General features: G+C 72.2%; 28 protein-coding genes. 25 read left to right on the top strand and 3 right to left on the bottom strand.

The genetic code is table 11. The annotated features are described in order from the left end of the window. The first annotated feature begins 13 nt into the window (after nt 1–13). The 13 genes from K0V08_RS05990 to dapF all read left to right on the top strand — a co-directional run bounded on the left by K0V08_RS05990 (nt 14) and on the right by dapF (nt 13,790). Complete coding sequence (locus K0V08_RS05990; RefSeq protein WP_012038720.1) at nt 14–1,039, top strand: permuted SH3 domain-containing protein; 1,026 nt, start codon at nt 14–16, stop codon at nt 1,037–1,039. Then, nucleotides 1,036–1,743, top strand: coding sequence for an ABC transporter ATP-binding protein (locus K0V08_RS05985; RefSeq protein ID WP_079534645.1), 708 nt, complete (start codon nt 1,036–1,038; stop codon nt 1,741–1,743). Before K0V08_RS05990 ends, K0V08_RS05985 begins: the two co-directional genes overlap by 4 nt. After that, a complete protein-coding gene (locus tag K0V08_RS05980) occupies nt 1,740–2,972 on the top strand; it encodes an ABC transporter permease (protein ID WP_079534647.1) in 1,233 nt (410 codons plus the stop codon). The genes K0V08_RS05985 and K0V08_RS05980 overlap by 4 nt, the downstream gene beginning before the upstream one ends. 77 nt (nt 2,973–3,049) lie before the next feature. Further along, nucleotides 3,050–5,896, top strand: a complete 2,847-nt coding sequence (locus tag K0V08_RS05975) for an FtsK/SpoIIIE family DNA translocase (protein WP_043560890.1) — start codon at nt 3,050–3,052, stop codon at nt 5,894–5,896. 3 nt (nt 5,897–5,899) lie between these two features. Then, a complete protein-coding gene (gene pgsA / locus K0V08_RS05970) occupies nt 5,900–6,526 on the top strand; it encodes a CDP-diacylglycerol--glycerol-3-phosphate 3-phosphatidyltransferase (protein WP_079534649.1) in 627 nt (208 codons plus the stop codon). Then, nucleotides 6,526–7,047, top strand: a complete 522-nt coding sequence (locus K0V08_RS05965) for a CinA family protein (protein WP_050976311.1) — start codon at nt 6,526–6,528, stop codon at nt 7,045–7,047. The genes pgsA and K0V08_RS05965 overlap by 1 nt, the downstream gene beginning before the upstream one ends. A gap of 139 nt (nt 7,048–7,186) precedes the next feature. Further along, entirely contained in the window at nt 7,187–7,495 is a 309-nt protein-coding gene (locus K0V08_RS05960) for a helix-turn-helix domain-containing protein (protein ID WP_079534651.1), read from the top strand. An 85-nt stretch (nt 7,496–7,580) separates the two neighbouring features. Further along, nucleotides 7,581–7,805 (top strand): DUF3046 domain-containing protein, encoded by a 225-nt coding sequence (locus K0V08_RS05955; protein WP_043561787.1) that lies wholly within the window; start codon nt 7,581–7,583, stop codon nt 7,803–7,805. 282 nt (nt 7,806–8,087) lie between these two features. Continuing rightward, nucleotides 8,088–9,176 (top strand): recombinase RecA, encoded by a 1,089-nt coding sequence (recA, locus tag K0V08_RS05950; protein ID WP_012038712.1) that lies wholly within the window; start codon nt 8,088–8,090, stop codon nt 9,174–9,176. 119 nt (nt 9,177–9,295) lie between these two features. Continuing rightward, on the top strand, nt 9,296–10,345 hold the full coding sequence (locus tag K0V08_RS05945) for a regulatory protein RecX (RefSeq protein ID WP_227266456.1): 1,050 nt from the start codon (nt 9,296–9,298) through the stop codon (nt 10,343–10,345). Between the two features lie 50 nt (nt 10,346–10,395). Beyond that, nucleotides 10,396–11,982: a tRNA (N6-isopentenyl adenosine(37)-C2)-methylthiotransferase MiaB gene (gene miaB / locus K0V08_RS05940; RefSeq protein ID WP_079534652.1), complete on the top strand. Its 1,587-nt coding sequence runs from the start codon at nt 10,396–10,398 to the stop codon at nt 11,980–11,982. Next, nucleotides 11,979–12,902, top strand: coding sequence for a tRNA (adenosine(37)-N6)-dimethylallyltransferase MiaA (gene miaA, locus K0V08_RS05935; protein WP_012038709.1), 924 nt, complete (start codon nt 11,979–11,981; stop codon nt 12,900–12,902). Before miaB ends, miaA begins: the two co-directional genes overlap by 4 nt. 9 nt (nt 12,903–12,911) lie before the next feature. Further along, entirely contained in the window at nt 12,912–13,790 is an 879-nt protein-coding gene (gene dapF, locus K0V08_RS05930; protein ID WP_079534654.1) for a diaminopimelate epimerase, read from the top strand. A gap of 48 nt (nt 13,791–13,838) precedes the next feature. On the opposite strand, the gene K0V08_RS05925 is transcribed toward dapF, so the two are convergent. Beyond that, complete coding sequence (locus K0V08_RS05925; protein ID WP_079534656.1) at nt 13,839–14,465, bottom strand: class I SAM-dependent methyltransferase; 627 nt, start codon at nt 14,463–14,465, stop codon at nt 13,839–13,841. A 40-nt stretch (nt 14,466–14,505) separates the two neighbouring features. Here K0V08_RS05925 and hflX point away from each other — a divergent pair, with 40 nt between their 5' ends. Further along, the gene (gene hflX, locus K0V08_RS05920) at nt 14,506–16,071 is read left to right on the top strand and encodes a GTPase HflX (RefSeq protein ID WP_079534658.1); all 1,566 of its coding nucleotides are present in this window, start codon (nt 14,506–14,508) and stop codon (nt 16,069–16,071) included. An 85-nt stretch (nt 16,072–16,156) separates the two neighbouring features. Here the strand turns inward: hflX and lexA are convergent, their stop codons facing one another. Next, nucleotides 16,157–16,837: a transcriptional repressor LexA gene (lexA, locus tag K0V08_RS05915; protein WP_012038705.1), complete on the bottom strand. Its 681-nt coding sequence runs from the start codon at nt 16,835–16,837 to the stop codon at nt 16,157–16,159. 361 nt (nt 16,838–17,198) lie between these two features. On the opposite strand from lexA, the gene K0V08_RS05910 reads away from it, so the two are divergent. The 5 genes from K0V08_RS05910 (at nt 17,199) to K0V08_RS05890 (ending at nt 20,533) form a co-directional block, all read left to right on the top strand. Then, nucleotides 17,199–17,597, top strand: a complete 399-nt coding sequence (locus K0V08_RS05910) for a hypothetical protein (protein ID WP_079534660.1) — start codon at nt 17,199–17,201, stop codon at nt 17,595–17,597. A 112-nt stretch (nt 17,598–17,709) separates the two neighbouring features. Further along, nucleotides 17,710–18,318, top strand: a complete 609-nt coding sequence (hisB, locus tag K0V08_RS05905; RefSeq protein WP_012038703.1) for an imidazoleglycerol-phosphate dehydratase HisB — start codon at nt 17,710–17,712, stop codon at nt 18,316–18,318. Further along, the gene (gene hisH / locus K0V08_RS05900; protein WP_079534662.1) at nt 18,315–18,956 is read left to right on the top strand and encodes an imidazole glycerol phosphate synthase subunit HisH; all 642 of its coding nucleotides are present in this window, start codon (nt 18,315–18,317) and stop codon (nt 18,954–18,956) included. Before hisB ends, hisH begins: the two co-directional genes overlap by 4 nt. A gap of 63 nt (nt 18,957–19,019) precedes the next feature. Beyond that, the gene (gene priA, locus K0V08_RS05895; protein WP_012038701.1) at nt 19,020–19,769 is read left to right on the top strand and encodes a bifunctional 1-(5-phosphoribosyl)-5-((5-phosphoribosylamino)methylideneamino)imidazole-4-carboxamide isomerase/phosphoribosylanthranilate isomerase PriA; all 750 of its coding nucleotides are present in this window, start codon (nt 19,020–19,022) and stop codon (nt 19,767–19,769) included. Beyond that, a complete protein-coding gene (locus K0V08_RS05890; RefSeq protein ID WP_079534664.1) occupies nt 19,766–20,533 on the top strand; it encodes an SseB family protein in 768 nt (255 codons plus the stop codon). Before priA ends, K0V08_RS05890 begins: the two co-directional genes overlap by 4 nt. A 39-nt stretch (nt 20,534–20,572) precedes the next feature. Here K0V08_RS05890 and K0V08_RS05885 read toward each other — a convergent pair whose 3' ends face one another. Continuing rightward, nucleotides 20,573–21,058 (bottom strand): DUF1844 domain-containing protein, encoded by a 486-nt coding sequence (locus K0V08_RS05885; protein ID WP_012038699.1) that lies wholly within the window; start codon nt 21,056–21,058, stop codon nt 20,573–20,575. Between the two features lie 379 nt (nt 21,059–21,437). Here K0V08_RS05885 and infC point away from each other — a divergent pair, with 379 nt between their 5' ends. The 6 genes from infC to K0V08_RS05855 all read left to right on the top strand — a co-directional run bounded on the left by infC (nt 21,438) and on the right by K0V08_RS05855 (nt 25,538). Then, nucleotides 21,438–22,031, top strand: coding sequence for a translation initiation factor IF-3 (gene infC, locus K0V08_RS05880; RefSeq protein ID WP_015490649.1), 594 nt, complete (start codon nt 21,438–21,440; stop codon nt 22,029–22,031). Beyond that, nucleotides 22,024–22,218 (top strand): 50S ribosomal protein L35, encoded by a 195-nt coding sequence (gene rpmI / locus K0V08_RS05875; RefSeq protein ID WP_012038697.1) that lies wholly within the window; start codon nt 22,024–22,026, stop codon nt 22,216–22,218. Before infC ends, rpmI begins: the two co-directional genes overlap by 8 nt. 46 nt (nt 22,219–22,264) lie before the next feature. Next, nucleotides 22,265–22,657 (top strand): 50S ribosomal protein L20, encoded by a 393-nt coding sequence (gene rplT, locus K0V08_RS05870; RefSeq protein ID WP_012038696.1) that lies wholly within the window; start codon nt 22,265–22,267, stop codon nt 22,655–22,657. Nucleotides 22,658–22,719: 62 nt separating this feature from the next. Further along, on the top strand, nt 22,720–23,520 hold the full coding sequence (locus tag K0V08_RS05865; RefSeq protein WP_079534666.1) for a TrmH family RNA methyltransferase: 801 nt from the start codon (nt 22,720–22,722) through the stop codon (nt 23,518–23,520). A gap of 151 nt (nt 23,521–23,671) precedes the next feature. Further along, nucleotides 23,672–24,460 (top strand): amino acid ABC transporter ATP-binding protein, encoded by a 789-nt coding sequence (locus tag K0V08_RS05860; protein ID WP_012038694.1) that lies wholly within the window; start codon nt 23,672–23,674, stop codon nt 24,458–24,460. Nucleotides 24,461–24,614: 154 nt separating this feature from the next. After that, the gene (locus K0V08_RS05855; RefSeq protein ID WP_012038693.1) at nt 24,615–25,538 is read left to right on the top strand and encodes a glutamate ABC transporter substrate-binding protein; all 924 of its coding nucleotides are present in this window, start codon (nt 24,615–24,617) and stop codon (nt 25,536–25,538) included. Nucleotides 25,539–25,595: the final 57 nt, after the last annotated feature.

The following is a 25,595-nucleotide window of genomic DNA, read 5'->3' as shown; positions in this document are numbered from 1 at the left end:
GGAAGGAGCGGCCGTGGGCGTCTGGCGGAGATGGATCCTCCCGATCACGAGGCTGGTCGTGCTGGCGGCGATCGCGGTCGCGCTCGTGCGCATGGCGTTCTTCGGGACCACGACGGAGGAGACGGCCCAGGTGCCGACCGGCTCCGTCGTCGAGTCGCAGGTCCCGGCGTCCATCGCGACCGTGGTGAACGACGTGACCGTGAAGGGCAGCATCCAGCCGGATCCCGACGTGGCCGTGAAGGCGACGCTGCAGGGGAAGGTCTCGAAGCTCGTCGCGGGGCAGGGCGCCACGCTCGCGGCCGGCGACCCGATCCTCGTCATCCGCCAGGAGACGCCGGTGGATCCGGTGGTCGCGGCGGACGGCACGGTCACGCAGCCGAAGCCCAAGGTCGTCACCGAGACCGTCACCGCGTCCGCCGCGGGATCGCTCGCGGAGCTCGGCGTGCTCGTCGGCCAGGAGGTCTCCGTGGGCGACGCGGTCGGTCGGATCGCGCCGCCCACCTTCCGCGCGACCGCGCCGCTCACCGCCGAGGAGCAGTACCGGCTCGTCACGCAGCCGACGGCGGCGACGGTCGCCATCACGTCGGGCCCTGCGCCGTTCGAGTGCGCGGACCTGCGCATCGGCCAGCAGGCCGTGGCGTCCACGGAGGGCACGGGCGCGGCCGGCGGGGCGGGCTCCGGATCCACCGGCGGCACCGAGTCGGCCTCCACCGGCGCGACCGTCTCCTGCGCCGTCCCGGCCGGGACACGCGTCTTCCCGGGCCTCGCGGCCGACATCACGATCCCCGCGGGCGAGGCGCCCGACGTCCTGACCCTCCCGACCACCGCGGTCGAGGGCCTCGCCGACACGGGCAACGTCTGGCTCGCGTCGGACGGCGGCGAGCCGGAGGAGCGCTCGGTCGGCCTCGGCATCAGCGACGGCAAGGTCGTGCAGATCACCTCGGGCCTCGCGGAGGGCGACATGGTGCTCGAGTTCGTGCCCGGGGCGCCCGTCCCCGAGGACGGGGCGATGACGATGCAGGGCGGGTACGGCGGATGAGCCTCATCCGCCTCGAGCAGGTGACCCGCACGGTCGAGCGTCCGGATGACGAGCCTCTGACGATCCTGCACGGCGTGGACCTCGACGTGTCCGTGGGCGACCACGTCTCGATCGTGGGCCGGTCGGGGTCCGGGAAGTCGACGTTGCTGAACATCCTGGGCCTGCTCGACACCCCGACGACCGGTGAGGTCTACCTCGACGACGTGCCGATGGCCCGTGTCTCGGGTTCTCGGCGCGACCGGGCCCGCGGGGGCGACATCGGGTTCATCTTCCAGCAGTTCAACCTGCTGCAGGGCCGCACGGCGCGGGAGAACGTGATGACCCCGCTGCTCTACTCGACGGGCCGCTCGTTCTGGCGTCGGGCCTCGATCGCGGCGGACATGCTCGAGCGGGTCGGCCTCGGTCACCGCGTCGACTCGATGCCGGAGACGATGTCCGGCGGCGAGCAGCAGCGCGTCGCGATTGCGCGGGCGCTCGTGCGCTCACCTCGTCTGATCCTCGCGGACGAGCCCACGGGCGCCCTCGACATCGAGACAGGCGCCACGGTGATGACGCTGCTCGCGGAGGTCGCGCACGCGTCCGGCGCCGCGCTGGTCACGATCACGCACGACCCGACCGTCGCGGCCCGCGCCGATCGGCACCACCGGCTGGAGGAGGGCGTCCTCGCGCCGTCCGAGGCCCTCACCCGCGGGGTGCTCGCATGACCGGCTGGCTGTCGCGCACGGCGACCGGTCTCGTGGGCGCGGTCGTGGAGGCGTGGGCCGAGCTGCGGATCCACCGCACGCGCGTGATGCTGTCGCTCATCGGCGTCGCGGTCGCGGTGGCGGCGATCACCTCCGTCGTCGGCCTCGGCGCGGTCGTGCAGCAGTCGCAGACGGAGCAGATGGAGCGCCAGTCGGGCCGACCCGCCGCGCTGTCGGTGTCCGCGTACTCCGCGACCGGTGACGGCCTGTCCTACGCCGAGCAGCGCACGCTCCTCGCGGACGTCGCCGACCGGTACGGCATCACCTGGTCGACGATCGTCGGCTCCACGACGGTGCCGGTCGACTTCCCGCGTGGTCAGGTGCAGGTCCAGACGGTCGTCGTCGACCGGGACTACGGCGAGATGCGCCGCGTCGACATGACGGACGGCCGCTGGTTCGTCGAGCGCGACGCCGACCGCCTCGCGCCCGCGCTCGTCGTCAATCCCGCGTTCCTCGCGGAGCTCGGGTCGCCGGACATCGCCGCGCACCCCTCCGCCGTGCTGCACGGCGAGCGCTCGGACCTCGTGGGCGTCGTCGTCGGCACCGTGCCCGCGCTGTACGCGGAGGAGCCGCCGACCGCCTACCTGCAGGCGTCCGACGCCGAGCGCATCATGTCCGACGACGCGCTCGACGCGATGGCGCCGCAGTCCGAGTTCTGGGTGCCCGAGGCGGAGGCCGACGCCCTCACCGCGGCCATCACCTCGCAGGTGGCGGCGACCGCGCCCGAGGGCCTGCAGGTGAGCGTCGGCCGCAGCGACTGGGGGACGTACGACTACGACCCGCTGCTGTCGGTCAAGATCCTCGTCGGGGGAGTGGCGGGCCTCGTGCTGCTCCTCGGCGCCCTCGGCCTCGTCAACATCTCCCTCGTGACCGTGAAGCAGCGGATCCGGGAGATCGGCGTCCGCCGCAGCTTCGGGGCGAGCGCGGGCCGCGTGTTCTTCGCCGTGATGATGGAGAGCATCGTCGCGACGGTGGCCGCCGGCGTGGTCGGGGTGATGGCCGCGGTCGCGATCGTGAAGAACCCGTGGATCCTCTCGTTCGTCGCCTCGGGCGTCACCGATTTCCCGCCGTTCCCGCTCTCGGCGGCGCTCCTCGGGCTCGGTGCCTCGCTCGCCGTCGGCGCGATCGCGGGCCTGCTGCCGGCACTCGTCGCGGTGCGCGTGTCCGTCATCGACGCGATCCGGTACTGATGCCGAGGCCGCGCCGGGAGCGCCCGGCCCGGCCCGGCGCGCCGTCGGCGACGGCGGCGCGGGATAACGTGGGACGCATGGCTACGAGCACCAGGTCGACCAGCCGCGCCGGGAAGACCTCCTCGGGCGCGCCGCGCGCCACGCCCCCGCGCAAGGGGCGTGCCGCCGACACGAAGCAGCAGACCGTCGCCTACCCCGTCCAGACGGAGCGGCGCGGCCCGCTCGTCGCCGCGTGGATGGGCCTCGCGCACGCCACGGGCGCCCTCTTCCGGGCCCTCGGTCCCGAGAAGCTCGCGAAGGAGGAGCGCCGCGACGGCATCCCCTTCCTCCTGGTGGTGCTCGCGATCGCCGGCGTCGTCGTCGAGTGGTTCAACCCTCTCAACGACGTGGCCATGGCCTTCGACGCGTACACGTTCGGCGGGCTCTTCGGCCGCGTGGCGTTCGCGCTGCCCATCGTGATGGTGCTGCTCGCCCTCTGGCTCTTCCGCCACCCCTCCTCGGTGAGCGACAACGGCCGCATCGGCGTGGGCGTCTCTCTGTTCCTCGTCTCCATCGCCGCGCTCTGCCACATCTTCAACGGCGCCCCGGATCCGCGGGACGGCATGCTCGCCCTGGCCCGCGCCGGCGGCGTCCTCGGCTGGGTGCTCGCGGCCCCGCTGTCGCTGCTCATCACGCCCATCGGCGCGGGGATCGTGGCCGGGATCCTCCTGGTGCTCTCCCTCTTCATCATCACGCGCACGCCGCCGAACCGCGTCGGCATGCGGCTGCGCGAGCTGTACTCCTACCTCTTCGGCGCCCCGCCGGTGGACGAGGAGCAGCGCGCCGCCGACCGCGCGGCCCGCAAGGCGCAGGCGACCGAGCAGGTCGAGCTCGAGGGGATCGACGACGACGGCCCTGTCGACACCGACAGCCTCCCGTGGTGGCGCCGCAACCGCAGCCAGCGCGAGGACGCGCCCGCGTTCGACAGCCCGGTCCTCGCGCCGCACGCAGGATCCGACGATCGCGACGAGACGACAGGCCGCGCCGCCGCCGAGGCGCCCACGACCGTCATCGACCGCACGGTGGATCCCGACGCCTCCCGCCCCGAGCCCGGCGCCTTCGCGGGCGACGACGCCGCGACCCGCCGCATCGACCTCGACGCGCCCGTCGACGCCACGGCCACCGCGATCCTGCCCTCCGTCCCCGTGCACCCGACGGGGATCCGCGACGACGACGAGCCCGCGGTCCTGCCGGGCTTCGAGGACGACGGATCCGACGCCCCGATCGTGTCGGGGGAGTCCGACGCCCCGCAGGCGCCCTACCGCCTCCCCGCCGCGAGCACCCTCGCGCCCGGCACTCCTGCGAAGTCCCGCTCTTCCGTCAACGACGAGGTGGTGCGCGCCCTCACCGAGGTGCTCACCAACTTCCAGGTCGACGCGACGGTCACGGGCTTCTCGCGCGGCCCGACGGTCACGCGCTACGAGCTCGAGCTCGCGCCCGGCGTCAAGGTGGAGCGCGTCACGGCGCTGGCGAAGAACATCAGCTACGCGGTCGCCTCCAACGAGGTCCGCATCCTCTCGCCCATCCCGGGCCGCAGCGCCATCGGCGTGGAGATCCCGAACACCGACCGCGAGATCGTCTCGCTGGGCGACGTGCTGCGGTCGTCCGCCGCGACGAACAGCGCGCACCCGATGACCATCGGCGTCGGCAAGGACGTCGAGGGCGGCTACGTCATCGCCAACCTCGCGAAGATGCCCCACCTCCTGGTCGCGGGATCCACGGGCTCCGGCAAGTCGAGCTTCGTCAACTCCATGATCACGTCGCTCCTCATGCGGGCGAAGCCGAGCGACGTGCGCATGGTGCTCATCGACCCGAAGCGCGTCGAGCTCACCATCTACGCGGGCGTCCCGCACCTCATCACGCCCATCATCACCAACCCGAAGAAGGCGGCCGAGGCGCTGCAGTGGGTGGTGAAGGAGATGGACATGAGGTACGACGACCTCGCCAGCTTCGGCTTCCGCCACATCGACGACTTCAACAAGGCCGTCACGAGCGGGTCCATCGTGCTCCCCGAGGGCAGCGAGCGGACGCTGCGCCCGTACCCCTACCTCCTCGTGGTGGTCGACGAGCTGGCGGACCTCATGATGGTCGCGCCGCGCGACGTCGAGGACTCCATCGTCCGCATCACGCAGCTGGCGCGCGCCGCCGGCATCCACCTCGTGCTCGCGACGCAGCGCCCGTCGGTCGACGTCGTCACGGGCCTCATCAAGGCCAACGTGCCGTCGCGTCTCGCGTTCGCGGTGTCGAGCATGACCGACTCCCGCGTGATCCTCGACCAGCCCGGCGCCGACAAGCTCATCGGCCAGGGAGACGGCCTCTTCCTCCCCATGGGCGCCAACAAGGCGGTCCGCGTGCAGGGCGCGTGGGTGCAGGAGGCCGAGATCGCCAAGGTCGTCGAGCACGTGACGCGCCAGGCGCGGCCCGAGTACCGGCAGGACGTCGCGGTCGCCGCCGAGAAGAAGGAGATCGACGCGGACATCGGCGACGACCTCGAGGTGCTGCTCGCGGCCGCCGAGCTCGTCGTCAGCACGCAGTTCGGATCCACGTCGATGCTGCAGCGGAAGCTCCGGGTCGGCTTCGCGAAGGCCGGCCGGCTCATGGACCTGCTCGAGGCGCGCGAGATCGTCGGCCCGTCCGAGGGATCCAAGGCGCGCGACGTGCTCGTCTCGGCGGAGCAGCTCCCGGGCGTGCTCGCGACGCTGCGGGGGGAGACGCCGGCCGCGGCGCCCGCGGCCGCCGCACCTGCTGCTGCAGCTCCTCCCGTCGCCGAGGCGGACGACGCGAACCGCTACCCGTCGGATCCGCTGCACAAGGACCTGGACGCGTACGAGCAGGTGGACGCCGAGGGCGACGACGACGCCTGGGGCCTCACGGGGAGGGACTGACCAGTGGCCGAGCCGAGCGTACCGGGCGCGACCGGGACCGGGGCACCGCGTGTCTGGCGCGCGGGCGACTCCCCGGCGAGCCCCTGGAACGTCGCCAACGTCCTCACGATCGTGCGGATCCTGCTGGCCCCCGTCTTCGTCGTCCTCCTCGCGGCGGACGACGGCGCCGACGGCCCGCTCCGCTACGCGGCCGCGGCGCTGTTCATCGTCGCGATCGCGACCGACGGGGTCGACGGGCACATCGCCCGCAGCCGCAACCTGGTGACCGACCTCGGCAAGCTCCTCGACCCCATCGCCGACAAGGTGCTCACGGGCGCCGCGCTCGTCATGCTCTCGGTGCTCGGCGAGCTCCCCTGGTGGGTGACCATCGTGATCCTCGTGCGCGAGCTGGGCATCACGGCGTACCGCTTCGCCGTGCTCCGCGACCGCGTGGTCGCGGCCTCCCGCGGCGGCAAGCTCAAGACGGTCGCGCAGGCCGTCGCGATCAGCGTCGCGCTGCTCCCGCTGTGGGACGTGGTGGGCGATGGCATGCACGTCGTCAACACGGTCCTCATGTCGATCGCGTTCGTCCTCACGGTCCTCTCCGGCCTCGACTACATGCGCCAGGCGCTGCGGGCGGAGCGCGCGTGATGAGCGCATACGTCGACGTGACGGACGATCAGCTCGCCGAGCGCGTGATCGCGGCCCTGGTGGCGAGCGGTCGGCGCATCGCTGTCGCGGAGTCGCTGACGGGCGGCCTGCTCACCGCCGCCCTGGTGGGGGTCCCCGGCGCATCGCGTGCGCTCCTGGGCGGCATCGTCTCCTACGACACGGCCCTCAAGCGCACGATCCTCGGGGTCGAGTCCTCGATCCTCGCGGTCCACGGCGCGGTCCACCCGGACGTGGCGAGGCAGATGGCCCGCGGCGTCCGACAGGCATGCGCGATCGACGGGCGCCCCGCCGACATCGGCGTCTCGACGACGGGCGCGGCCGGTCCCGACCCCCAGGACGGGCAGCCGCCGGGCACGGCCTTCGTCGGCCTGTCCATCGACGGCGACTCGCGCGCCATCGCGCTGCACCTCGACGGAGACCGCCAGGCGGTCCGCGCGGGTGTCGTCCGAGCCGCCCTCGCGGCCCTCGTCGACGCGCTCGAACCCGGCGGGAACATCTGATGCGGCTCCCGCGTTGTCGTAATCACGTTCACAAGCAACGCCCAGTGCCCCTGCTTAGCCTGAGTCCTCGGCCAGATGGTCACCCATCAGCCCCGGACCTCCGGTTCGATCAGGCACCAGGCGCAACGAGGAGGCTCCCGTGGTTCTAGTCCGTCAGGAGATCGGCGACGTCCTTCGCGACTTCCGCCTGCAGAAGGGGCGCACGCTCCGCCAGGTCGCCAGCAAGGCGAGCGTCGCCCTCGGGTACCTCAGCGAGGTCGAGCGGGGCCAGAAGGAGGCGTCGAGCGAGATCCTCGCCTCCGTCGCCGACGCGTTGGACACCCCGATCTCCGTCATCATGCGCGAGGTGGGCGACCGCCTCGCCGTCATCGAGGGGCTCAACCCCATCCCCGACACCATCCCCGACGACCTCGTCGCCGGCTTCGACAGCGACCTCATCGCGCGCTGACCCCTCCTCCACGGCCTCCCGCCCCGCTCGTCCTCGCGACGGGCGGGGCGTCGTCGTGCAGACGGCAGCAGGTAGCGTGGTCGGCATGCGACTGAGCGAGTTCCAACGGGCCGTCTCCGACGAGTTCGGCGCCGGCTACGGACCGGTGCTCGTCGCGGACCTCGTGCTCGGCGACCTCGGCGGGCGCACGTGCGCGCAGGCGCTGAAGGACGGCACGCCCGCGCGCGAGGTCTGGCTCGCCCTCTGCCGCGCGCAGGATGTCCCGCGCTCGCGCTGGAACGGCGCCGGCGTCCCCGAGCCGCGCGCCTGACGCTCCCGTCGTCCGACGTCCCTCGTCCTCGACGCCTTCCGGATCCGTCGACGACACGCGGCGCGTCGTTCGAATATCCCTTCGAACGCGCGTAGTCTCCCCACAGGAGCGATTCGAAGCGTGGACTGCACAGGTCCGGCCCCTCCGGCAGCGATGTCGGCGGCGCCGCATAACGTGCACCTCGCGGAGATCACCCGTCGCCTTGTCGGCACCGGACCCCGCGGCCAGCGGGAGCGGAGCGACAGCCTGCAGGCAACCCACCTTCGACACGAGGAGCACCCCATGGCATCATCGGCAGACCGCGAGAAGTCACTCGAGACCGCGCTCGCACAGATCGACCGGCAGTTCGGCAAGGGCTCGGTCATGCGGCTGGGCAGCGACGAGCGCGCCCCCGTCGCCGTCATCCCCACCGGCTCCGTCGCGCTGGACGTCGCGCTCGGCATCGGCGGGCTCCCGCGCGGCCGCATCGTCGAGATCTACGGCCCGGAGTCCTCGGGAAAGACCACGCTCACGCTGCATGCCATCGCCAACGCGCAGCGCGCCGGCGGCATCGCGGCGTTCATCGACGCGGAGCACGCGCTCGACCCTGAGTACGCGAAGAAGCTCGGCGTCGACATCGACGCGCTCCTCGTCTCCCAGCCGGACACGGGCGAGCAGGCCCTCGAGATCGCCGACATGCTCGTGCGCTCGGGATCCATCGACCTCGTCGTCATCGACTCCGTCGCGGCGCTCGTGCCCCGTGCGGAGATCGAGGGCGAGATGGGCGACTCGCACGTCGGTCTCCAGGCGCGCCTCATGTCGCAGGCGCTCCGCAAGCTCACCGGTGGGCTCAACCAGACGCAGACCACCATGATCTTCATCAACCAGCTGCGCGAGAAGATCGGCGTCTTCTTCGGCAGCCCCGAGACCACGGCGGGCGGCAAGGCGCTGAAGTTCTACGCCTCCGTCCGCCTCGACATCCGCCGCATCGAGACCCTGAAGGACGGCACCGACGCGGTCGGCAACCGCACCCGCGTCAAGGTCGTCAAGAACAAGATGGCGCCGCCCTTCAAGCAGGCCGAGTTCGACATCCTCTACGGCACCGGCATCTCCCGCGAGGGCAGCCTCATCGACTTCGGCGTCGAGCACGAGATCGTCCGCAAGTCGGGCGCCTGGTACACCTACGACGGCGACCAGCTCGGGCAGGGCAAGGAGAACTCGCGCAAGCACCTCCTGAACAACCCGGAGATCGCCGCCGAGATCGAGCAGAAGATCAAGGTCAAGCTCGGCCTCGTGAAGGACCCGAACGCCGTCGCCGACGCTCCCGCGGATTCGGCTCCGGCGCCGGTCGCGGCTGTCGCGCCGAAGGCCTCCGCCCGCAAGAGCGCCTGACCCGGCGCACCCAGGTGGGGCGCATCGCTCCGATGCGTCCCACCACCTGCACGATTCCGGTTCTTCCCCCATGGCGCCCGACGCCAGCAGGGGGTGACCCATCCGAGGACGGACGCATCATGGTCAGATTCCCCTCCGAGAACGAGCAAGGCACGGGCCCCGGGCCCGACGAGATCGCGCCCGTCGCCTCACTCGCCGCGCGGCGTTCGCGTCGAGAGGCAGCCCGGCCGAGCGCCGAGCCCGCGGCGCCCGCCGCGGAGCCGCCCGCATCTCAGGTCGCGCCGACGCATCCCGCGCGTGGCCGGACCGTCACCGAGGTCGACGGCATCGTCACGATCGGCGCCGCCGTCGACGAATCGGAGGCCGGTCGCGCACTCGCCGCGCAGGAGCGCATCGCGGAGGCGCGGCGAGTCCTCGCCGAGGCCGAGGCCCTGGCCGCGCGAGGATCCGGGGACGCGGCTGCCGCGTTCCCCGACGCGCGACCGGTCGAGCCGACATCCGCGGACGACCCGACCCCCGCTGCATGGCGTGCCGAGCAGGAGCGCGCCGAGCGGGCGCGCGTCAAGGCGGAGCAGGACGAGGCGTACCGGAAGGACATGCGCCGGCTCGAGGAGGACCGCGTCGAGGACGAGCGCCGGGAGGCGGAAGCCGAGGAGGAACGCGCGGCCGAGCGGACGCCCGAGCGCCAGCGGCGTCGGGCGGACAACGTCCTCGCGAACCGCCTGCGCGGGAGAGGGCTCTCGCTCGCGGAGGCGCGCGAGGTGCTCGACGGTGCGGAGATCGACGCGGACATCGCTGAGGAGACGCTCGTCAGGTACGTCGCCCTGCAGTACATCGACGAGGCCGCGCTGGCGGAGCAGATCCTGCACACGCACCTCGACCGCAAGGGGCTCGGCCGCCGCTCGGTCGAGATGGAGATGCGTCGCCGCAAGCTCGACCCCCTCGTCATCGAGGAGGCCATGGCCGAGCAGCCCGACGACGAGCTCGCTCGCGCCACCGAGGTCGCCATGAAGCGCCTGGGGCAGCTCTCGTCCTACGACGACGAGACGGCCGAGCGGCGCTTGACGTCGTTCCTGATGCGCCGCGGCTATGGGGGCGGCGTCGTGCGCGACGCGGCGAAGACCGCGCTCGCCACCCGCCGCGGCTCGTCCCGCGTGCGCTTCCGCTGACCCGGTCGTCGGGCGGCGCTCGGCGTCCGCGCACGTAGGATCGAGCCATCATGAGCACCCTCGCCGAGCACGTCCGCGACACCCCGCCCGCAGCTGAGCGGCCCCGGACGTACGAGGTCCGCACCTACGGGTGCCAGATGAACGTGCATGACTCGGAGCGGCTCACGGGATCCCTCGAGGCCGCCGGGTATGTGTCGGCGGAGGGCGCCGAGGCCGACATCGTCGTCATCAACACCTGTGCCGTCCGCGAGAACGCGGACAACAAGCTCTACGGCAACCTGGGCCACCTCGCCGGTGTGAAGCGCCGGCACGAGGGCATGCAGATCGCCGTCGGCGGATGCCTCGCGCAGAAGGACCGGGCGACCGTGCTCGAGAAGGCGCCCTGGGTCGACGTCGTCTTCGGCACCCACAACATGGGCGCGCTGCCGACGCTGCTGGAGCGCGCACGGCACAACGGCGAGGCGCAGCTCGAGATCCTGGAGAGCCTCGAGACGTTCCCGTCCACGCTGCCCACCAAGCGCGACGAGATCGCGAGCGGATGGGTGTCCATCTCCGTCGGCTGCAACAACACCTGCACGTTCTGCATCGTGCCGGCCCTCCGCGGCAAGGAGAAGGACCGGCGGCCGGGCGACATCCTCGCCGAGATCCAGGCCCTCGTCGACGACGGCGCGGTCGAGGTCACGCTGCTCGGTCAGAACGTCAACTCCTACGGCGTCGAGTTCGGCGACCGGCAGGCGTTCGGCAAGCTGCTGCGGGCCGCGGGCGCCATCGAGGGCCTCGAGCGCATCCGCTTCACGAGCCCGCATCCGGCCGCCTTCACCGACGACGTGATCGACGCGATGGCCGAGACGCCGGCCGTGATGCCGCAGCTGCACATGCCGCTGCAGTCCGGATCCGATCGCGTCCTCAAGGCGATGCGCCGGTCGTACCGGTCCGAGCGCTTCCTGGGGATCCTCGACCGCGTCCGCACGCGGATCCCCGACGCGGCGATCACGACCGACATCATCGTCGGCTTCCCCGGCGAGACGGAGGAGGACTTCCAGGAGACGCTCCGCGTCGTCGAGGCCGCCCGCTTCTCGTCCGCGTTCACGTTCCAGTACTCCATCCGCCCCGGGACCCCGGCCGCGACGATGGAGGAGCAGGTGCCCGCCGACGTCGTGAAGGAGCGATACGGGCGCCTCACCGCGCTGCAGGAGCGCATCAGCCACGAGGAGAACCAGCATGTCGTCGGCCGCACGGTCGAGGTGCTCGTCAGCGCGCACGAGGGCCGGAAGGACGGCGACACCCGTCGGGTCACGGGGCGCGCGCAGGACGGCCGCCTCGTCCACCTCGACGTGCCTGCGGGCAGCGGCGAGCCGCGGCCCGGCGACGCCGTCGAGGTCGAGATCACCCGGGCAGCGCCGTTCCACCTCATCGCGGACTCGGTCGATCAGGCCCCGCTCCGCATCCGCCGCACCCGAGCGGGCGACGCGTGGGAGCGCGCGCAGGCCGACTCCTGCGGTGTGCCCGCGCCGGCGGCGGGGACCAGCGCGGGCGGTCCGCCGCGCGTCTCGCTCGGGCTGCCCTCGCTCCGCGCGTCGACGATCGCATCCGCGGGCGCGGTCGACGGGTCCGCGCACCCGCGCCATCGCGCGTGATCCCGATCGTCGCGGTCGTCGGCGCCACCGGCACCGGCAAGTCCGGGCTGTCCCTCGACATCGCGGATCGGCTGCGGGCGCAGGGTCGCGTCGCGGAGATCGTCAACGCGGACGCCATGCAGCTGTACCGCGGCATGGACATCGGCACGGCCAAGCTGCCGGAGGCCGCGCGTCGTGATGTGCCGCACCACATGCTCGACGTCCTCGACGTTACCGCCGAGGCGACCGTGGCCGGGTACCAGGGGGAGGCGCGCCGGGTGATCACCGGCATCCTCGGACGCGGTGCGGTCCCGATCCTCGTCGGGGGATCCGGGCTCTACGTCTCGTCGGTCCTGTTCGACTACGAGTTCCCCGGCACGGACCCCGAGATCCGACAGCGCCTGGAGCGGGAGCTCGCGGAGACCGGGCCGGGCATGCTGCACCGGCGCCTCCGAGAGCTCGACCCGGCCGCAGCCCAGCGGATCGGCGCGCACAACGGGCGGCGCCTCGTGCGGGCGCTGGAGGTCGTGGAGATCACGGGTCCGCAGCCGGAGCGCGCGTCCGCCGAGCCACGGCCGTGGCACCCGGCGCGGATCCTGGCGCTCACGCTGCCGCGCGAGGAGCTCGTGCCGCGCCTCGACGCCCGTGTGTCCGGCATGTGGGCCGACGGACTCGTCGACGAGGTCGCCGGGCTGCTTCCCGCGGGGCTCGCGGACGGCGTCACCGCGTCCCGCGCCATCGGCTACGCGCAGGCGGCGCGGCAGCTCGCGGGAGAGCTCACCGAGGAGGAGGCGATGGAGGAGACGCGTGCGCTCACCCGTCGCTACGCGCGGCGACAGGTGTCGTGGTTCGGTCGCTACGCCGACGCGGTGCGGCTCGACGCGCGCGACGAACGGCTCCTCGAGCACGCGCTCGACGCCCTCCCGGCGGCGCGCCCGTAGGCTGGCGGGATGGCAGACCTGCAGTTCACCAAGGGCCAGGGCACGGGCAACGACTTCGTGCTGTTCGCGGATCCCGCGGGCGAGATCGACCTGACCGACACGCAGGTTCAGGCCCTCTGCGACCGCCACTTCGGCATCGGCGCCGACGGGACGATCCGCGCGGTGCTCTCGACCCGCATCCCCGAGGGCCGCGCCGCCCTCGAGGAGGATCCGGACGCCGAGTGGTTCATGGACTACCGCAACGTCGACGGCAGCCCCGCCGAGATGTGCGGGAACGGCATCCGCGTCTTCACGCTCTTCCTCATCGAGAACGGCCTCATCGAGCTGCCCCCGGGGCGCACGATCCCCATCGGCACCCGCGCCGGTGTCCGCGACGTGCAGCGCAGCGGATCCGGCTTCCAGGTCGACCTCGGCCGCTGGGAGCTCGCGGGGGGCGAGCCGCTCGTGCGCGCCAAGGACCTCCAGGTCGCGCGTCCCGGCCTCGGCATCGACGTCGGCAACCCGCACGTGGTGGTCGCGCTGCCGAGCGAGGACGAGCTCGCGGAGGCCGACCTCGCGTTCGTGCCGCAGCTGGATCCCGAGCCCGCCGCCGGCGCGAACGTCGAGCTGGTGGTGCCGGCGGATCCGCTCGTCGTCGACGGGGTGGGCCACATCACCATGCGCGTCCACGAGCGCGGGAGCGGCGAGACGCTGAGCTGCGGCACCGGGGCCGCGGCGGCAGCCCTCGCGACGCGGCACTGGGCGGGTGCCGCAGCACCGCACCAGTGGCGCGTCCAGCTGCCGGGCGGCGCGCTCGGCGTGCGCATGTTCCCGACCGAGGACGGCGAGCACGTGGGCCTCTCGGGACCAGCCGAGCTGGTCTTCGACGGCGTCGTGGCGCTGGCCTGATGCGGTGAGGCGTCGGGCTCGCCCGGCGCCTGACGCGGATGCCCGGCCCTAGGAGTCCGAGCGGCTGTCGGCGCGGTGGACCCGCAGCACCCGGAACCCCTTGTCGGACACCGCACGCGTCGTCTCCAGGCCCGCGGGCAGCGTGTCCACCAGCCAGCGCTGCAGCGAGTCGGATCCGAGGTTCCGCTGCACCACGAGCCAGGCGTCCGCGCCAGGGGAGAGCCGCGGCATCCAGTCGAGCAGGATGCCGTGCAGCGCCTCCTTGCCGACGCGGATCGGCGGGTTCGACCAGACGGCGGCGAACTCGAGATCCACGGGGACGTCATCGGGCAGCACGGCGTTGAGGTTCTCGAGGCCGAGGGACCGGGCGTTCGCCCGCGTCAGCGCGAGCGCCCGCTCGTTCACGTCGACAGCCCAGACGGTGGCCGCCGGCGACCGCATCGCCAGATCCAACGCGACGGGACCCCAGCCGCAGCCCACGTCCAGCAGATGCCCCTCGGCGGGGGGCTCCGGGACGTTGCGCAGCAGCACCAGGGAGCCCTGGTCGACGTGCTCGGGGCTGAAGACGCCGCCGGCGGTCTCGACGTCCACCGTGCGTCCGCCGAGCTCGACCGTGATCGTGCGCGTGCGGAGGGGGCCGGTCGGCGACGGGGAGAAGTAGTGCGCGTCGGCCATACCGGGACGATACCGGACGCCCGCGCTACGATGGGAGCACATGACAACGCACGACGAGCACGACCACGAGCCCGCGGACACGACGACGACGTCCACCGAGAACACCGACCGGGACGACGTCGTCGCGCGCGTCCTCGGCCGAGCGGAGAACCGGTCGGCCGGCTACGCGCTCTTCCGGGGGTCCGGCGCGCAGGCCCTGTCCGCCAACCCCGACACCGAGCAGGGATCGGACGGCGACCAGAGCGAGCGCGCCGACCGCCAGGCGCTGCGCCGGGTCCCCGGCCTCTCGACCGAGCTCGAGGACGTCACGGAGGTCGAGTACCGGCAGCTGCGGCTCGAGAACGTCGTGCTCATCGGCGTGTACTCGCAGGGATCCGTCGACGACGCCGAGAACAGCATGCGCGAGCTCGCGGCCCTCGCGGAGACCGCGGGCGCCGTCGTGCTCGACGGCCTGCTCCAGCGGCGTCCCACGCCGGATCCCAGCACCTACTTCGGTCGCGGCAAGGCCGAGGAGCTGCGCGCGCTCGTGGCGGCGGTCGGCGCGGACACCGTCATCGCGGACACCGAGCTCGCCCCGAGCCAGCGGCGCGCCCTCGAGGACGTGGTGAAGGTGAAGGTCATCGACCGCACCGCCGTGATCCTCGACATCTTCAGCCAGCACGCCAAGAGCCGCGAGGGCAAGGCTCAGGTGGAGCTCGCGCAGCTGCAGTACCTCCTCCCGCGCCTCCGCGGGTGGGGCGACTCGATGTCGCGCCAGGCAGGTGGCCAGGTCGGCGGCGCGGGCGCCGGCATGGGATCGCGCGGTCCGGGTGAGACCAAGATCGAGCTCGACCGCCGGCGCATCAACACGCGCATGGCGCGCCTCCGCAAGCAGATCGCCGCGATGAAGCCCGCCCGCGACACGAAGCGCGCCAACCGCGACCGGAACTCGGTGCCCTCGGTCGCGATCGTCGGGTACACGAACGCCGGGAAGTCGTCGCTGCTCAACCGCGTCACGAAGGCCGGCGTGCTCGTCGAGAACGCGCTCTTCGCGACCCTGGACGCGACCGTGCGCAAGACCGAGACGGACCAGGGCCAGCTCTACACGCTGGCCGACACCGTCGGCTTCGTGCGCAACCTGCCGCACCAGCTCGTCGAGGCCTTCCGCTCGACGCTGGAGGAGCTCGCCGACTCGGATGTGCTCGTGCACGTGGTCGACGCGTCGCACCCGGATCCCGCGGCGCAGCTCGCGACCGTGCACGAGGTCATCGCGGAGGTGGACGCCTCGTCCATCCCGGAGATCGTGGTGTTCAACAAGAGCGACCTCGCCTCCGACGGCGACCGCGTCGTCCTGCGCGGCCTCGCGCCCCAGGGCGTCTTCGTCTCGGCCCGCACGGGCGAGGGGGTCGAGGAGCTGCGTCGCCGGATCGCAGAGCTGCTGCCGCAGCCGACCATCGAGGTGGACCTCCTGGTGCCCTTCGAGCACGGCGAGATCGTCGCGATGCTCCACGACGGGGCGAAGGTCCTCGAGACCGCCTACGTCGAGGAGGGCACGCGCGTGCGCGCGCTCGTGACCGCCGAGCAGCAGGCGCAGGTCCAGGCGTACTCGGTGGTCCCTGCGGTCTGATCCGCGCCGCACCACCGCCCACCGCACGCACGAGAGCGGCCGGCCCCCTCGGGGACCGGCCGCTCTCGTACGCCGTGCTCGGGGATCAGACGGAGCGCATGACCGCGACGACCTTGCCGACGACCTCGGCGAAGTCGCCGAGGATGGGCTCGAACGCGCTGTTGCGGGGGAGCAGCCAGGTGTGGCCGTCGCGCTGGCGGAACACCTTCACCGTGGCCTCGTCGTCGAGCATGGCCGCGACGATGTCGCCGTTCTCCGCGGTCTTCTGCTGGCGGACCACGACCCAGTCGCCGTCGCAGATGGCCGCGTCGATCATCGAGTCGCCGACGACCCGCAGCATGAACAGGTCGCCCTTGCCGACGAGCTGGCGGGGGAGGGGGAAGACCTCCTCGACCATCTGCTCCGCGGTGATGGGGATGCCGGCGGCGATGCGGCCGACCATGGGCACCATGGCGGCGTCTCCCACCGGGGTCGACGGCTCGCCGCTCTCCGCCGCGCCGCTGCCGGGCAGGTCGATGAGCACCTCGAGGGCGCGCGGCCGGTTCGGGTCGCGTCGGAGGTAGCCGGAGAGCTCGAGCTGGTTGAGCTGGTGCGTGACGCTGGAGAGCGATGCGAGGCCGACGGCGTCGCCGATCTCGCGCATGCTCGGCGGGTAGCCCTGGCCGGCGATGGTGCGCTGGATGAACTCCAGGATCGAGATCTGCTTGTCGCTGAGGCTCTTGCGACGCCTCGTCGCGCCGCCTCCCGCCGCTCGCTCGTCCGTCATGCCACGGCCCGCCTCTCGTCGCCGACGCCTCCGCGGCACGGTCGACCCGGCGGGCCGACGCGCTCGCGGGGGCGATGTCGGTGGTGCCCGATGCAATGGACACCAGGCACTCGAAACTGTATCCAGCCGAGGCACCCCGGGCAAACACCTGTTCGAGCGTGTCGTGGGCGTGGCGACGGGATCTAGGTGATGAGGGCTTGCGGAGGGCTGGTTTCGAATGTATGTTCGGAACACAGCTTCGCATCCGGCTCTCCCGGCCGAGAGCCGGGTGCGAGCTGCCGGACCCGCATCGCATGCCACACCGCACTGCACCGCCGGGTGCGTCGTATCGACGCCCCACCGTCTCGCACGAGAGGTCACCATGAACACCGCAGCCACCACCATCCCCGCAGCCACCACCCCCGCCGGCCCGTCCTTCGCGCCCATCGCGGAGGCCGCCGTCGCGCCCCGCACGCGCCTGCGCATCACGCGCCGCGGACGCCTCGTCCTCACCGCGCTGGTCGCCGCCCCTCTCGCGCTCGGAGCCGGTCTCGTGGCGCTCAACGGCGGCGCGGCCGTCGCGTCGAAGGACGCGGCGGGCACCACGTTCGAGTACGTCACCGTCTCCAGTGGCCAGTCCCTGTGGGACCTCGCCGAGGAGATCGCGCCGTCGGCCGACCCGCGCGACGTCATCGCGTCGGTCGTCGACCTCAACCGCCTGCCGTCGTCGGACGTCGCGGCGGGCCAGCAGCTCGCCGTCCCCACCGAGTACGCGCACTGATCCTCGGGCGACGCCGCATGGGGCGTCGCACGCACAGCGGTCCGCCGCCGCGCTCCCGGTGGCGGCCGGGAGCGCGGCGGGTGGAGGGGAACCGATCGGTAGCATGGAGCCCATGAGCACCCTCGCGCGCACCGCGCACGTCACGCGGCAGACCAGCGAGTCCACCATCGACCTCCAGCTCGACCTCGACGGCACCGGCGCCTCCGAGATCAGCACGTCGGTGCCGTTCTACGACCACATGCTCACCGCGTTCGCGAAGCATTCCCTCACCGACCTCAGGGTCACCGCCACGGGCGACACGCACATCGACGTGCACCACACCGTGGAGGACGTCGGGATCGTCCTCGGGCAGGCCATCCGCGAGGCGCTCGGCGACAAGTCCGGCATCGCCCGCTTCGGCGACGCGCTCGTGCCGCTCGACGAGGCCCTGGTGCAGTCGGTCGTCGACATCTCGGGCCGTCCGTTCCTCGTGCACTCGGGCGAGCCCGCCGGCTTCGAGATGCACCTCATCGGCGGCCACTTCACCGGATCCATGGTCCGCCACGTGTTCGAGGCCATCACCTTCCACGCGGGCCTCACCGTGCACGTCACCGTGCTCGGCGGACGCGACCCGCACCACATCGCGGAGGCCGAGTTCAAGTCCTTCGCGCGCGCCTTCCGTCAGGCGAAGGAGCTCGACCCGCGGGTGTCCGGCATCCCGTCCACGAAGGGCGCGCTGTGACGCGGCCCTCCGTCGTCGTCCTCGACTACGGGAGCGGCAACGTCCACTCCGCCGTCAAGGCGCTCGAGCTGGCCGGCGCCGATGTCGAGCTGACGGGCGACCCGAAGAGGGCGCACGAGGCCGACGGCCTCCTCGTCCCCGGGGTCGGGGCGTTCTCCGCCGTGATGACCGCGCTGCGTGCGGCCGGCGGCGACCGCGTCGTCGACCGTCGTCTGGCGGGCGGCCGCCCGGTGCTGGGCATCTGCGTCGGCATGCAGGTCATGTTCGACCGCGGCGTCGAGCGCGACGTCGACGTGGCCGGCCTGGGGGAGTGGCCCGGCACGGTCGACCGGATCGAGTCGGACGTGCTCCCGCACATGGGCTGGAACACGGTCGACGTGCCCGAGGGGTCGGCGCTGTTCGCGGGCCTCGAGGAGGAGCGTTTCTACTTCGTGCACTCGTACGCCGCGCGCACGTGGGGTATCGACCCGCTCCCGCCGCTGCCCGCGCCCCGCGTCACCTGGGCCACGCACGGAGAGCGGTTCGTCGCCGCCGTCGAGAACGGCCCGCTCTCCGCCACGCAGTTCCACCCCGAGAAGTCGGGCGCGGCCGGGATCCGGCTGCTCGCGAACTGGCTCGGCACTCTCCGCGCCGCCTGACGCATCCCACCCGCCGCCCTGTGCGGCATCCCGCATGCCCGAGCCCCATCGATGGAAGGCCCCATGAGCGAGTTCACCAGCACCCCCCGCCTGACCCTGCTGCCCGCCGTCGACGTGGCGGGAGGGCAGGCCGTCCGCCTCACGCAGGGAGCGGCCGGCACCGAGACCGGCTACGGCGACCCCGTCGACGCCGCCCGCGACTGGGCCGAGCAGGGCGCCGAGTGGCTGCACCTCGTCGACCTCGACGCCGCGTTCGGGCGCGGGGACAACCTGTCGGTGATCTCCCGCGTGATCCGCGCCATCGACGGCGTGCAGATCGAGCTGTCCGGCGGGATCCGGGACGATCGCTCGCTCGACGTGGCGCTCGAGAGCGGCGCGACGCGCATCAACCTCGGCACCGCCGCGCTGGAGAACCCCGAGTGGGCCGCCAGCGTCATCGCCCAGCACGGCGAGGCCGTGGCGGTCGGGCTCGACGTCCGCGGCCGCACCCTCTCCGCTCGCGGTTGGACGCAGGACGGGGGCGACATCTGGGAGGTCCTCGAGCGCCTCGAGGACGCCGGGTGCGCGCGCTACGTCGTCACCGACGTCACGAAGGACGGCACGCTGCAGGGCCCGAACCTGCAGCTGCTCCGGGATGTGCTCGAGCGCACCGAGCGTCCGGTCGTCGCCTCGGGTGGCGTCTCGAGCCTCGACGACATCCAGGCTCTCCGCGAGCTCGTGCCGCTGGGTCTGGAGGGCGCCATCGTCGGCAAGGCCCTCTACGCGGGCGCGTTCACGCTCGGGGAGGCGCTCGACGTCGCCGGGGAGCGATGACGGGATCCTCTCCGCACGCCGACTCGGCCGGGACCCCCTGGGCGGGCCGGTCGTTCGAGCCCACCCCGTTCCCGGACGACGACGGATCTGCGCCCCCCGCCGTCGCGGCCGCGCTCGCGCGGCACGGTCGCGGCGAGGTCGGGCAGGCCGCGGTCGTGGACGCGCTCCGCGATGCGCGCCTGCTGATCCCGCTGGTCGCCCGCCTCGGCGAGGGGGGCGAGGGCGTGCACGGCCTGAAGGCGGACAAGAGCGCCGAGCTCTCGATCATCACGGTGGCCGGGCCCGACGGGCGCACCGTGATGCCGGTCTTCACGTCCGTCGCCGCGATGGGGAGGTGGAATCCCGCCGCGCGTCCCGTCCCCGCGGACGCCGTCCGCGTGGCGCTGGCCGCAGCGAGCGAGGAGACCGACCTCGTGGTCGTCGATCCGATGTCCGACACCGAGTTCGTCCTGCGGCGGCCGGCGGTGTGGGCGGTCGCGCGGTCGCTGCCGTGGATCCCGAGCCCCGAGGATCCGGATGTGGTCGCGGCGCTGGAGGCGAGCGTCGTCGAGGAACCGGCGGTCGTGTCCGTGAGCACGGCGCCGGGCGATCCGCGTGCACGCCTCGAGGGGCCGGAGCTGATGATCGCGCTGGAGCTCGTCGACGGACTCGACCGGCCGGCGCTCGACGCGCTGCTCGCGCGGCTGCAGGGGGAGTGGTCCCGGAGCGCGGTGCTCGCCGACCGCGTCGACAGCATGGGGCTCCGGATCACGTCCGCGCGCTGACGTGGTGGCGCGGCTCGCGCGCCCCGGCGGGCGGCTGGCCTAGGAGACGGGGCCGGTGTACTTCTCGCCCGGTCCCTTGCCGACGGCGTCGGGGTACGGCGAGGCCTCGCGGAAGGCGAGCTGCAGGGAGCGCAGGCCGTCGCGGAGGCTGCGCGCGTGCTGGTCGCCGAGCTCCGGGGAGGCGGCGGTCACGAGGCCCGCGAGCGAGATGATGAGCTTCCGCGCCTCGGCGAGGTCGGTCTGTGTGGCGGGGTCGTCGGCGAGCCCGCACTTCACGGCGGCGGCGCTCATGAGGTGGACGGCCGTGGTCGTGATGACCTCGACGGCGGAGACCTCCGCGATGTCGCGCGCGTACTGGTCGGCGACGAAGTCCGCGGTGTCGTCGTCCGCGACGCCCGCGGCCGAGGTGCCGTCGCCGGTCGCGGCGGGCTCCTCGAAGCGGTGCACGTGGGCGTCGGTCGGACCGGCGGACGCGGGGTCGGCGGGTGAGGTCGTCGCGGGGTCGGGCTGGGCCTGGTCGGTCATGTCTGTCCTCGTGCTGGGTGGCGGTGCCGGATGGCGGCGGAGGCGGCGGGAGCTCGTCGTGGCCGCCCTTCCGGGGCAGGGCCGGCGTCTGCTATGCTTGTAGACGGCTCCGGGGCTGTCACAGTCCCGGTTCGAAAGAGGATTGATCTCCCACCCGCGCTTGACCGCCTCCATAGGTTACCGGGTCGATTTCGCTCCCCCGTCCGAAGGGCCCCTCACCGGGAACCGTGCAGGTCGGGAGCCCCGCATCACGCGGGCATGGGCGTGTTGCCGAGTACGACGGATCCGTCGCACCCTGGTGAAGAACCCTCCTCGTCTCGAATCCGAGCGGCTCCCCGAGAGCAGCCGGGCCACCCGAAGACACGAATAGGAGCAGTCCATCAGCGATCCCCGTACCAACGATCGAATCCGAGTTCCCGAGGTTCGCCTCGTTGGCCCAGCAGGCGAGCAGGTCGGCGTCGTATCCATCGACGTCGCACTCCGGCTCGCGCAGGAAGCCGACCTCGACCTCGTCGAGGTCGCGCCCAATTCCAAGCCCCCCGTGGCGAAGATCATGGACTACGGCAAGTTCAAGTACGAGGCCGCGCAGAAGGCCAAGGAAGCGCGTCGCAACCAGGCGAACACCATCCTCAAGGAGGTGCGCTTCCGCCTGAAGATCGACAAGCACGACTACGAGACCAAGCGCAAGCGCGCCGAGGGCTTCCTGCAGGACGGCGACAAGGTCAAGGCCATGATCCTGTTCCGCGGGCGCGAGCAGTCGCGTCCGGACCAGGGCGTGCGACTGCTCAAGATGTTCGCGGAGGACGTCGCCGAGTTCGGCAGCGTCGAGTCCACCCCCACGATCGACGGCCGCAACATGGTCATGGTCATCGGACCGCACAAGAACAAGTCCGAGGCCAAGGCCGAGGCCAACGCGAAGCGCGACGCCACCAAGGCGAGCGCACGAGAAGCGAGAGAAGAGAACAATGCCTAAGCAGAAGACCCACTCGGGTGCCAAGAAGCGTTTCAAGGTCACCGGCACCGGCAAGATCATGAAGCAGCAGGCGGGCATGCGGCACAACCTCGAGGTCAAGTCCTCCGGGCGCAAGGCGCGACTCAACCAGGACCAGCCCCTGGCCAAGGCCGACATGAAGGTCGCCAAGAAGCTCCTCGGCCGCTAGGCCCCTCGTCGTCCGCGACACCTGAACTCGAATAGGAATCACTGAAATGGCAAGAGTCAAGAGGGCCGTCAACGCCCACAAGAAGCGTCGGGTCATCCTCGAGCGCGCCGCCGGCTACCGCGGGCAGCGCTCGCGCCTGTACCGCAAGGCCAAGGAGCAGGTCACCCACTCCCTCGTCTACGCGTACCGCGACCGCCGCGCGAAGAAGGGCGAGTTCCGCCGCCTCTGGATCCAGCGCATCAACGCCGCCGCGCGCGCGAACGGCCTCACGTACAACCGCCTCATCCAGGGCCTCTCGCTCGCCGGCGTCCAGGTCGACCGCCGCATCCTCGCGGAGCTCGCGGTCCACGAGCCCGCGACCTTCGCGTCGCTCGTGCAGACGGCCAAGGCCGCACTGCCCGCGAACACCTCGGCCCCCAAGGTCGCGGCGAACGCGTAGCGCATCCCGCACCACCGCCGACGGCGCGTCCCCATCCGGGGGCGCGCCGTTAGTGTTGGGCCATGCTCGACAATCCCCGCTCCCCGCGTGTCCGTGGCGTCGCCAAGCTCGCGAAGCGGGACGCGCGCGCCGACACGGGCCTCTTCCTCCTCGAGGGGCCGCAGGCCGTCTCCGAGGCGCTCGCCTTCCGGCCGGACCTCGTGCTCGAGCTGTTCGCCACCCCCACGGCCCTCGACCGCTACCCGGACCTCGCGCGCGCCGTCCGTGAGGCGGGCGTCGAGGTCGAGTTCGTCACCGAGGACGTGATCGCGTCCATGGCCGACACCGTCACCCCGCAGGGCGTCGTGGGCGTGTGCCGTCAGTTCCCGACGTCGCTCAAGCAGATCCTCGGTGACGACCCGCGCCTCATCGCGATCCTCGAGGAGGTGCGCGACCCCGGCAACGCCGGCACCATCATCCGCGCGGCCGATGCCGCGGGCGCCGACGCGGTGATCCTCACGGGCCGCTCCGTCGACCTCTACAACCCCAAGGTCGTGCGCGCCACGACGGGGTCGCTCTTCCACCTGCCGGTCGCGATCATGCCCGAGCTCGACGCCGTGCTCGAGCGCGTGAAGGCGGCGGGGCTGCAGGTCCTCGCCGCGGACGTCAAGGGCGACGACCTCCTCGCGGAGCGCACGTCGGGCGGCCTCGCCTGGCCGACCGCGTGGCTGTTCGGCAACGAGGCCTGCGGCCTCCAGGACGAGCACCTCGCCCTCGCCGACCGCGCCGTCGTCGTGCCGATCTACGGCCAGGCCGAGTCGATGAACCTCGCGACGGCCGCCTCCGTGTGCCTCTACGAGTCGGCGTTCGCGCAGCGCGCCTGACCATCACGCGTCGGACACCCGGCGTATGCGCGTCGTCCGGGTGCGCGCCGGCACCGCCCCTGACCGGCGGAAACGCGGCCTACGCGTCACGATGGGGTGACGATGCCCCGCGGAAACGCGGACGAAACACCGGCATGGATATGGTGATCGCATGGAGCAGAGCCCGACGGCGGACCCCGCCTCGCCCGCCGCAGCAGCGGTCGGCGAGCCCCTGGTCGTCGTATCCCACGTCAACAAGCACTTCGGGGACCTGCACGTCCTCAAGGACATCTCGACCACGGTGAACCGCGGCGAGGTCGTCGTCGTCATCGGCCCCAGCGGGTCGGGCAAGTCGACGCTGTGCCGCGCGATCAACCGGCTTGAGACCATCGACGACGGCACCATCACGATCGATGGCCAGGACCTCCCGTCCGAGGGCGCCGAGCTCGCGCGCCTCCGCGCCGACGTCGGCATGGTCTTCCAGTCCTTCAACCTCTTCGCGCACAAGACCGTGCTCGAGAACGTCACGCTCGGGCCGATCAAGGTGCGCAAGCAGGGCAAGGCCGAGGCGGAGAAGCGGGCGATGGAGCTCCTCGACCGCGTCGGCGTCGCGAACCAGGCGCAGAAGATGCCGGCCCAGCTGTCCGGCGGCCAGCAGCAGCGCGTCGCGATCGCCCGTGCGCTGGCGATGGACCCGAAGCTGATCCTCCTCGACGAGCCCACGTCGGCCCTCGACCCGGAGATGATCACCGAGGTCCTCGACGTGATGGTCGGCCTGGCGAAGGACGGCATGACCATGATGGTCGTCACCCACGAGATGGGCTTCGCCCGCAAGGCCGCCGACCGCGTGATCTTCATGGCCGACGGCGCCATCGAGGAGGACACGACCCCGCAGGCGTTCTTCGACGACCCGCAGAGCCCCCGTGCGAAGGACTTCCTCTCCAAGATCCTCGCCCACTGACGCGCGCGGAGGGCACGCGCCCTCCCGCACCCGCATCCGGACGCCGCCGAGGCAGGCGCGTCCGGGCGCCGCACCACGGCACGACCCGCACCACGCACCACGAGCGATCCCCATCGCGTCCGTCATCCACCTCACCAGCAGAGAAACGGGAACCATGAAGCACAGGAATCTCACCATCCTCGCGGCCGCCGCGGCGGTCGTCGTCGGCCTCACCGGCTGCGGCACCCCGGGCAGCGCGTCCGGCGGCGGCGTCGACGCCGGCACGAACGCCCCCGAGAACGGCGACGGCCCCTACAAGCTCGAGCTCACCGAGAACCCGACCTTCGACGAGGGCACCACGATGGCGCGCCTGGCCGCGGCCGGCGAGATGAAGGTCGGCACGAAGTACGACCAGCCGCTCTTCGGCCTCGCGGGCCTCGACGGCAAGCCCGCGGGCTTCGACGTCGCGATCGCCGCGCTCGTCGCCAGCAAGATGGGCATCCCCTTCGACTCGATCAAGTTCACGGAGACGGTGTCCGCGAACCGCGAGCCCTTCATCCAGAACGGCTCGGTCGATGCGGTCGTCGCGACCTACACGATCAACGACAAGCGCAAGGAGGTCGTGGACTTCGCGGGACCGTACTACGTCGCCGGCCAGGCGCTCATGGTCCTCGCGGACGACACCACGATCAACACGCCCGAGGACGTCCGCGGCAAGCAGGTCTGCTCCGTCGCCGGATCGACCCCCGCCGCGAACATCGAGGCCACGTTCGGCGCCGTCGTCGTGCCCACCGACGTCTACAGCAAGTGCCTCGACCCGCTGCGCAACGGCCAGGTGTCCGCCGTCACGACCGACAACGTGATCCTCTCCGGCTTCATCGACCAGAACGAGGGCGAGTTCAAGCTCGTCGGCGACGGCGAGACCTTCACCCAGGAGCCCTACGGCATCGGCATCGCCAAGGACGACGAGGCGTTCCGCACGTTCATCAACGACACGCTGCAGGAGGCCTACGACGACGGCACCTGGGCGCGCCTGTTCGAGGCGACGGCCGGCACGGTCATCGACACGCCGGAGCCCCCGGCGATCGACCGCTACTAGTCCCACCGGGTCCCGCGTGCGCTGATGCGCGCGCGGGACCCGTCCCCTGTCCGGGCG

The organism is Clavibacter michiganensis (assembly GCF_021216655.1).
Lineage (GTDB): Bacteria > Actinomycetota > Actinomycetes > Actinomycetales > Microbacteriaceae > Clavibacter > Clavibacter michiganensis.
The sequence above is the reverse complement of the archived record's forward strand: the minus strand, read 5'-3'. Positions and strand labels throughout refer to the sequence as shown.

What these genes read in the sequence shown, in the direction of transcription:
- K0V08_RS05985 (WP_079534645.1), top strand. Translation starts at nt 1,036, where the DNA reads ATGAGCCTCATCCGCCTCGAGCAGGTGACCCGCACGGTCGAGCGTCCG.
- K0V08_RS05980 (WP_079534647.1), top strand. Translation starts at nt 1,740, where the DNA reads ATGACCGGCTGGCTGTCGCGCACGGCGACCGGTCTCGTGGGCGCGGTC.
- K0V08_RS05975 (WP_043560890.1), top strand. Translation starts at nt 3,050, where the DNA reads ATGGCTACGAGCACCAGGTCGACCAGCCGCGCCGGGAAGACCTCCTCG.
- K0V08_RS05965 (WP_050976311.1), top strand. Translation starts at nt 6,526, where the DNA reads ATGAGCGCATACGTCGACGTGACGGACGATCAGCTCGCCGAGCGCGTG.
- K0V08_RS05955 (WP_043561787.1), top strand. Translation starts at nt 7,581, where the DNA reads ATGCGACTGAGCGAGTTCCAACGGGCCGTCTCCGACGAGTTCGGCGCC.
- recA (WP_012038712.1), top strand. Translation starts at nt 8,088, where the DNA reads ATGGCATCATCGGCAGACCGCGAGAAGTCACTCGAGACCGCGCTCGCA.
- K0V08_RS05945 (WP_227266456.1), top strand. Translation starts at nt 9,296, where the DNA reads ATGGTCAGATTCCCCTCCGAGAACGAGCAAGGCACGGGCCCCGGGCCC.
- miaB (WP_079534652.1), top strand. Translation starts at nt 10,396, where the DNA reads ATGAGCACCCTCGCCGAGCACGTCCGCGACACCCCGCCCGCAGCTGAG.
- dapF (WP_079534654.1), top strand. Translation starts at nt 12,912, where the DNA reads ATGGCAGACCTGCAGTTCACCAAGGGCCAGGGCACGGGCAACGACTTC.
- K0V08_RS05925 (WP_079534656.1), bottom strand. Translation starts at nt 14,465, where the DNA reads ATGGCCGACGCGCACTACTTCTCCCCGTCGCCGACCGGCCCCCTCCGC.
- hflX (WP_079534658.1), top strand. Translation starts at nt 14,506, where the DNA reads ATGACAACGCACGACGAGCACGACCACGAGCCCGCGGACACGACGACG.
- lexA (WP_012038705.1), bottom strand. Translation starts at nt 16,837, where the DNA reads ATGACGGACGAGCGAGCGGCGGGAGGCGGCGCGACGAGGCGTCGCAAG.
- K0V08_RS05910 (WP_079534660.1), top strand. Translation starts at nt 17,199, where the DNA reads ATGAACACCGCAGCCACCACCATCCCCGCAGCCACCACCCCCGCCGGC.
- hisB (WP_012038703.1), top strand. Translation starts at nt 17,710, where the DNA reads ATGAGCACCCTCGCGCGCACCGCGCACGTCACGCGGCAGACCAGCGAG.
- priA (WP_012038701.1), top strand. Translation starts at nt 19,020, where the DNA reads ATGAGCGAGTTCACCAGCACCCCCCGCCTGACCCTGCTGCCCGCCGTC.
- K0V08_RS05890 (WP_079534664.1), top strand. Translation starts at nt 19,766, where the DNA reads ATGACGGGATCCTCTCCGCACGCCGACTCGGCCGGGACCCCCTGGGCG.
- K0V08_RS05885 (WP_012038699.1), bottom strand. Translation starts at nt 21,058, where the DNA reads ATGACCGACCAGGCCCAGCCCGACCCCGCGACGACCTCACCCGCCGAC.
- rpmI (WP_012038697.1), top strand. Translation starts at nt 22,024, where the DNA reads ATGCCTAAGCAGAAGACCCACTCGGGTGCCAAGAAGCGTTTCAAGGTC.
- rplT (WP_012038696.1), top strand. Translation starts at nt 22,265, where the DNA reads ATGGCAAGAGTCAAGAGGGCCGTCAACGCCCACAAGAAGCGTCGGGTC.
- K0V08_RS05865 (WP_079534666.1), top strand. Translation starts at nt 22,720, where the DNA reads ATGCTCGACAATCCCCGCTCCCCGCGTGTCCGTGGCGTCGCCAAGCTC.
- K0V08_RS05860 (WP_012038694.1), top strand. Translation starts at nt 23,672, where the DNA reads ATGGAGCAGAGCCCGACGGCGGACCCCGCCTCGCCCGCCGCAGCAGCG.
- K0V08_RS05855 (WP_012038693.1), top strand. Translation starts at nt 24,615, where the DNA reads ATGAAGCACAGGAATCTCACCATCCTCGCGGCCGCCGCGGCGGTCGTC.